Source organism: uncultured Anaerococcus sp. (genome assembly GCF_937934665.1).
GTDB lineage: Bacteria > Bacillota > Clostridia > Tissierellales > Peptoniphilaceae > Anaerococcus.
This window is the reverse complement of record NZ_CALGYW010000136.1, coordinates 1-6,335: the sequence shown is the minus strand read 5'-3', so window position 1 is coordinate 6,335 and position 6,335 is coordinate 1. Positions and strand designations below refer to the sequence as shown.

General features: G+C 36.8%; 6 protein-coding genes. All 6 read right to left on the bottom strand.

Translation table 11 applies throughout. From position 1 onward, the window contains the following. A partial coding sequence (locus tag Q0410_RS07015; protein ID WP_299034829.1) for a hypothetical protein occupies window positions 1-359 on the bottom strand: 359 nt, incomplete at its 3' end. 63 nt (window positions 360-422) lie between these two features. Next, the gene (locus Q0410_RS07010; RefSeq protein WP_299034825.1) at window positions 423-854 is read right to left on the bottom strand and encodes a GNAT family N-acetyltransferase; all 432 of its coding nucleotides are present in this window, start codon (window positions 852-854) and stop codon (window positions 423-425) included. 9 nt (window positions 855-863) lie between these two features. Then, window positions 864-2,255, bottom strand: a complete 1,392-nt coding sequence (locus Q0410_RS07005) for a glycoside hydrolase family 32 protein (RefSeq protein ID WP_299034822.1) — start codon at window positions 2,253-2,255, stop codon at window positions 864-866. Beyond that, window positions 2,248-4,179, bottom strand: coding sequence for a sucrose-specific PTS transporter subunit IIBC (locus Q0410_RS07000; RefSeq protein ID WP_299034819.1), 1,932 nt, complete (start codon window positions 4,177-4,179; stop codon window positions 2,248-2,250). Before Q0410_RS07000 ends, Q0410_RS07005 begins: the two co-directional genes overlap by 8 nt. Before the next feature lie 117 nt (window positions 4,180-4,296). Beyond that, window positions 4,297-4,998 (bottom strand): MgtC/SapB family protein, encoded by a 702-nt coding sequence (locus Q0410_RS06995; RefSeq protein WP_299034816.1) that lies wholly within the window; start codon window positions 4,996-4,998, stop codon window positions 4,297-4,299. Window positions 4,999-5,120: 122 nt separating this feature from the next. Continuing rightward, a complete protein-coding gene (locus Q0410_RS06990; protein WP_299034813.1) occupies window positions 5,121-6,002 on the bottom strand; it encodes a radical SAM protein in 882 nt (293 codons plus the stop codon). Window positions 6,003-6,335 lie beyond the last annotated feature (333 nt).

Below are 6,335 nucleotides of genomic sequence, written 5' to 3'. Positions count from 1 at the left end.
TCAAAGCTTGCTGTAAGAGGGTTTACAGTTTCGTGAGTCTTTTTGTAATATTCAAAATTCAAAGCTGCCGCCTTTTCATAAGACTTTTCGCTCTTTTTTGTAATTTTTCCTTTGCACTTTTTAGGCTCTAGGGGATTTTTTAAATCTTCTCTTGTCGCTTCCACTTCATAGCACTTTCTTTTGATGATAAAATCTGCTTTTTTTAATAAATCAATTACTTCTACCTGATTAGATTCAATTCCAATCTGCAATGGCTTACCCTTAGCTAAAGCCTCCAAATCTCCTATTTTTACCTTTTTTATATCATTTATTTTTATATATGTATGCTTGTTGTGAAATTCATTAGTGTAAGTTTCCATAGTTAATCTCTCATACTTATGCCTAAATTTTCAAAATTAAAAGGGAGACGTGCTCCCTAAATCTTATTTTATTTGCAAAACCATCTTTATGTGTTCAATCCCATCAAGCAAATATATTTCAGAGTCTTCTACAAAACCCACCTTAGCGTACAAACTTTTGGCATAAGTCTGGGCTTCTATGACAATTTTTCTGGCTTGGTAGTTTTCTTCAGCTACCCTTATAGCTTCTTTTAGGATGAGGGTCGCGTGACCTTTTCTTCTTTCTTTTGAGATTACCCTTCCGATGTGAACTTCTCCTTCTTCTTTATAGACTCTGGCGTAGGCTTGGATTTCTCCCTTATTTTCCAAATAAATATGGATGGCTTCGTAGTCTTTGCCGTCTATTTCTAGGTAGGGGCATTCTTGTTCTACTACAAAGATATCTACTCTAAGTCTTAGGATCTCGTAGAGCTCCTGCTTTGTTAACTCGTCAAAACTTTTTATTTTTACTTGCATTTTCTATCCTTATTTGAAAGTCAATGGTCTTAGGGGATGGATTTTCATATCAAAATCATTTGAAGTAAAGGCATATTTTTCTGAATAAACCCTAGTTGTCATGACTTTTTCCCCGTTATTAACAAAAATTTCTAGACTTGACTTATCAGAGAATATTTCTAGCTTATTAACTTGGTCAAGCTTGATTCTTCTAAGCTTTCTACCATGAGAAGACTCTCCCATATCAAGGGTTAAAATCCTATTTTCATAGGTCAGGGTCACATCTTCCCTGATATTTATAGAAAAATCTCCCCTTATATTTTCAGCTACAGCTTCAAAGACTTTTCCCATATAGGCTGTGCCCTTACCTAGGGATATTTTCCTATCTCTTAGTTTCTGATATTCCTCTATTGGTCTTTGGTATAATTTCCCATTTTCAAAAGATAAGACCCTTGGAATGGTAAAGGCGTGTTGCCAATCGTACTCGGTTGGGTTGGTGTAGTCCGCATCAGGCATCCCCATCCAGCCGATTAAAATTCGCCTTCCGGATGGATATTCGAAGGTTTGTGGGGCGTAGAAATCAAAACCATAGTCTAATTCTACAAAGTCTTTAAGCTTATAGGTCTTATTTTCAAGGTCTAAATCAAGTGGGAAGAATCCAGCTTGATAGATATTTTGATACCTATATTCTTCACTTTTTACTCCCTGAGGACAGCAAACCAGGATTCCTTGACCTTCTAGGTCAAAATAGTCCGGGCACTCCCACATATAACCAAAGTCAAAATCAGTCTCTACTCTCATATGGTAGGTGAAATTTTCTAAGTCTTCTGACTTAAAAATCAAGACCATCCCCTTATTAGAAAGGCTCCTAGCTCCTAAAAACATATAGTAGGCCCCATCTTTTTCATAAATTTTTGGGTCCCTTACATGCCTGGTCATGTCAGCTGGATAGTCCTTATGGTCCATTACCAAAGTTTTCCCATTATAAGTAAAGCCATCTGAACCTATCTTTATGGTGTTATGGTCGCGTCCTGCTGTGATGTAGTCAAAGTCTCCCTCGTGTTTGACATTGCCTGTATAAAAGAAATTTATTTTCCCATTTTTTATAAAGGCAGATCCTGAATAGGCTCCGTCCTTATCAAGGGCAGAATCCGCAAAAATAAAGGGTTCTTCTCTTTTATAGGTTATTAAATCTGGACTTGTCACATGGCCCCAGATTATATCTCCCCTTTTGGCATCAAGGGGAGAATATTGGAAATAAAAGTGGTAGAGACCATCAAAATAACAAAGTCCATTAGGATCATTTAGCCACCCTGTTTCTGGATAAACATGTAAATCCAAAAGGAAGGGGTCAGCTGACACCCTTTCTTTCATTTTTTCTCTTTTTTTAAAGTTTTCTTGGTAGGTTTTTCTATTAAGCATGGGCTACTTCCATTACTCTTTCTTTAGCATCCTTATTTCCAAGGTCAAAGTCGATTTCCATATCATCTGAATCCATGATTATTAGCATGGTTTGGTCTGAAAGACCTTGGTCTTTGATATAATCTGGGTCAAATTCGATTAATAAGTCTCCTGCCTTTATATCATCTCCGTCTTTTACATGTTTGGTAAAGCCCTTGCCTTCAAGGTTTACTGTATCAACACCGATGTGAATTAGGATATTTACCCCTTCTTTTGAAGAAAGAGTTACTGCGTGGCCTGTTGAGAAGATTGACTCTACCTTACAGTCCATAGGTGCATAGAGTTTGCCCTCCGCAGGCTTTATAGCAAGACCATCACCCATCATTTTTGAGGCAAAGGTTGCGTCTACTGATTTTTCTATATTTTCTACCTCTCCTTTTACTGGATTTAGGATGGTAAGTTTGCCAGGAGTTTTTTCAATAACCGGCTTACTTTCTTTTGCTTTTTTCTCAGTTTCCACTTTTTCTTTTTTCGCATCTTTTGCAGCAAACATATTTCCCTTTTGGAAAACAATAGTCAAGATAAAGGCAGAAGCCATGGCTATTACAAGACCAATTATAAAGTCAACCCAAGATTCTGGTCTTATTGAAATAATACCAGGTAGGCCTGCAGCACCTAGGGCTATTGCCAAAACTTTTCTTAGGGCAAGGTAGGCTGATCCTAGGGCAGAACCTATGATGGCTGCTATAAATGGATACCTAAGTCTTAGGGTAATACCAAACATGGCAGGCTCTGTTATACCTAAGAGGGCTGAAACACCAGATGCAGCTGCTGTTGATTTCATTTTTTCGTTTTTAGTTGTTAATAAAACTGCAAGAACTGCCGCACCTTGGGCAACGTTGTTCATAGAAGCTGTTGGGAAGATAAATGATCCACCACTTACAGCCTGGTTAGCTATTAATTGGGTTTCAATTGGGATAAAGGAATGGTGCATACCTGTAAGGGTAATTGGCGCATAAAGTAAGCCAAAGATTGCCCCACCCAAAAATCCTAGTTTGGTGTAAATAAAGGTAATGCCTGCTATAAGCGCATCACCAGCGTTTCTCATAATTGGTCCCACTAAGGTAAAGGTAATTAAAGATGTAATGAGGGTCGCAAGAAGTGGTGTAGTTAGGTTATCAAGCCAGATTGGTGTCTTATCGTGGAGGAAGTTTTCAATCTTTGATAAAATCCATGCCACAGCAAGAACAGGTAAAACTGTTCCCTGATAGCCTACAGCTGGTATGGCAAAGCCAAGCATATTCCATGCTGGCACTTCACTTGCCGGTGTTGTTCCTAGGGCGTAGGCATTTAATAATTCTGGATGGACCATAATCATACCCATGGCCGCCCCTAGGTAAGGATTGCCTCCAAACTTCTTAGTTGCAGAAAAACCAATTAGCACTGGTAAAAATGTAAAGGCTGCTGATGAAAATATATTTATCATGGCAGCTAAATCTGCTATTTGTGGGTAAAGTTCAACGATAGATTGACTTCTACCATTAAAGAAAGGACTGGTTAGGATATTATTAATACCCATCAAAAGACCTGCGGCTACAATGGCAGGAATGATTGGTACAAAAATATCAGATAGGGTCTTAACTAGCCTTTGGATGATATTCCCCTCTGCCTTCTCCTCCCTTACCTCGCTTCTCTCATCTCCAACGATTTTACCAACCTCATTTGTAACAAGGTTAACCTTGCCAGGTCCTAAAATAACCTGGTACTGACCATTGGCAGTATTTGTACCTTGGACTCCTTTGAGGTCTGATATCGCTTCGTCATCAACCTTATCAAAGTCCTTTAGCATAAGTCTTAGCCTAGTCGCGCAGTGTTCGTAAGAAGAAATATTATCCTTCCCACCGACCTTAGCAACAATCTCTTTTGCTAATTGCGTATTGTCCATAGTATCTCCTTATATATTTTCTAGTAATAATATCGAAAAAAATTTCTAGCAGCCTCCTTTACCCTGCTAATATATCAATCTTTTATTATATCATAGTTCTTATGTTTTATACTTATCTTATACCAACTCAATATAAGTTATCTCTTCAAACTTATCTATAAAACTATCCAAAAATTCTATTTTATCGATAAAACCCCTATATCCTATCTCATATATATAGCGGTATTCCTTATAATTTTCGTCAATAATATTTTCTTTGGTATAGTTATTTATTTTAGCATCGTATCTTGTAAGTATTTCGCTTATATCTTCTCTTTTAGGTTCATAATTTTTAAAATGTACCCTTAATCTTATAATATCAAAACGAGTCTTTTTAGAATTAAGTAGGGTAAGGATAATAATCAAAAATCCTCCACCTAGGACTGCAATCAAGTACTCTCCATAGCCTACAGCAATAGAAATTGCCGCAACTGTCCACAAAGATACTGCAGATGTCAACCCATCAACCGTCCTGTCATTTCTTACAAGTATAAGGCCTGAGCCCAAAAAACCAATGCCAGATACAATCTGGGCGGTAAGCCTACCCGTATCAGTCCCAACTACCCCAATAAATTCAGGATTATCTATATACCAAAGAATTGATTCTGCTGTCAAATCCACCTGGATAAGGGTAATAACACATACTCCCACAGCCAAAATCATATGGGTTCTGACACCGGCAGATGAGTGCTTTTCCCTATCAAGCCCTACAACAAAACCAATTAGAGCAGATAATAATATCCTAACTATAATCTCCCAAGGAGTAAGTACAAATTCCATAAAACCTCCTTATATAAATATGAATCTTTATCTTTGAAATAATTATATCAAAAATATAATATTTTAACCATATAAAAACAAATATACTTAATAAGGAGAGTTTAATTTTAACTTAGAGGAATTTATATAGCCCTTCCCTTACTTTTATTATCCAAAACATAGGAAGGAAGGCTTGCCAAGGCGTTTTTCAACTTTCCTATCATCTCTTCCTTTTTTCTCATATGACCTGTAACCTTGACCAAATTAACTATGTGGCCAGATGAGTATAAGACATCTCCTGGAACATCAAGATTTTCAAGCAAGCTTATTTGTTCAATCAAGTTTTCCCTGTTAGTTGTCTCAACAAATTCTCCTCTTTCGCGCATCTTATAAAGCTTAGATCCTCTTTGAACATCTGTAGACATGATAAAAATCCCCTTGGCAGGATAATAATTTAAAACTTTCGCAGTCGCAAGGGCATTTTCTTTTGATTTACCAGCTCCCTTTATCCCCTGCATAACAATAGCAAAATAATCCATACCAGCTTCCTTCATCTTATCTAAGCCCTCATAATACTCCTCAAGGTATGCTCCCTTATTTAACCAAGCCAAAACTTCTGGGTCTCCAGTTTCAACTCCAAACCAAAGTTCGTTATAGCCTGCTTTTCTTAAAGCTTTCATATCCTCTATAGACTTGTTTTTAAGATTATAAAAACTTGCGTAAGAGGTGATAGTTTTTACATCTGGCAAATATTTATGAATGAGATCTGCAATCTCTAGAAGTCTTTCTGTAGGAAGCATAAAAGGATCTCCATTTAGTAGGTAAATCCTATCGATATGTCCCGGAAATGTCTCAGAAATTTCTATAATATCACTTTCCACATGTTCTAGGGGCGAAATACCAAATTTCGTCTGATGATACATGGTGCAAAAAGCACAAGCGTTGTGCGAGCACCCATAAGTTACCTCCAAAAGCGGAGTGTAGGCCTCAAGAGGCGGCCTATAAACCTGTCCTGTATAATGCATAAAATCTCCTTTATTTTTTTCTTATATAAAATACATACCCAATAAATCAATATATAATTTTATCTAAAAAATCCCCTTTATAAATTTTTGCTAGGAGTAGTGGAGAAAACTTGTATAATCTCCTAGTTTTTTAGATAGGTTTATAAATATCAACAAAGAAAAGACGGATAAATTAATACCCGTCCTTTTTAGAGTCTATTAAGTTTTTAAGAAAATGTACTAAAGAACTAGAGCTCCATCAAATCCAATTACATATAATTATAACTGGTTTTCATAAGGAACGTAATCTTTTTCAACGAATGCTCCTATTCGTCGCATCCTTATGAAAAAATT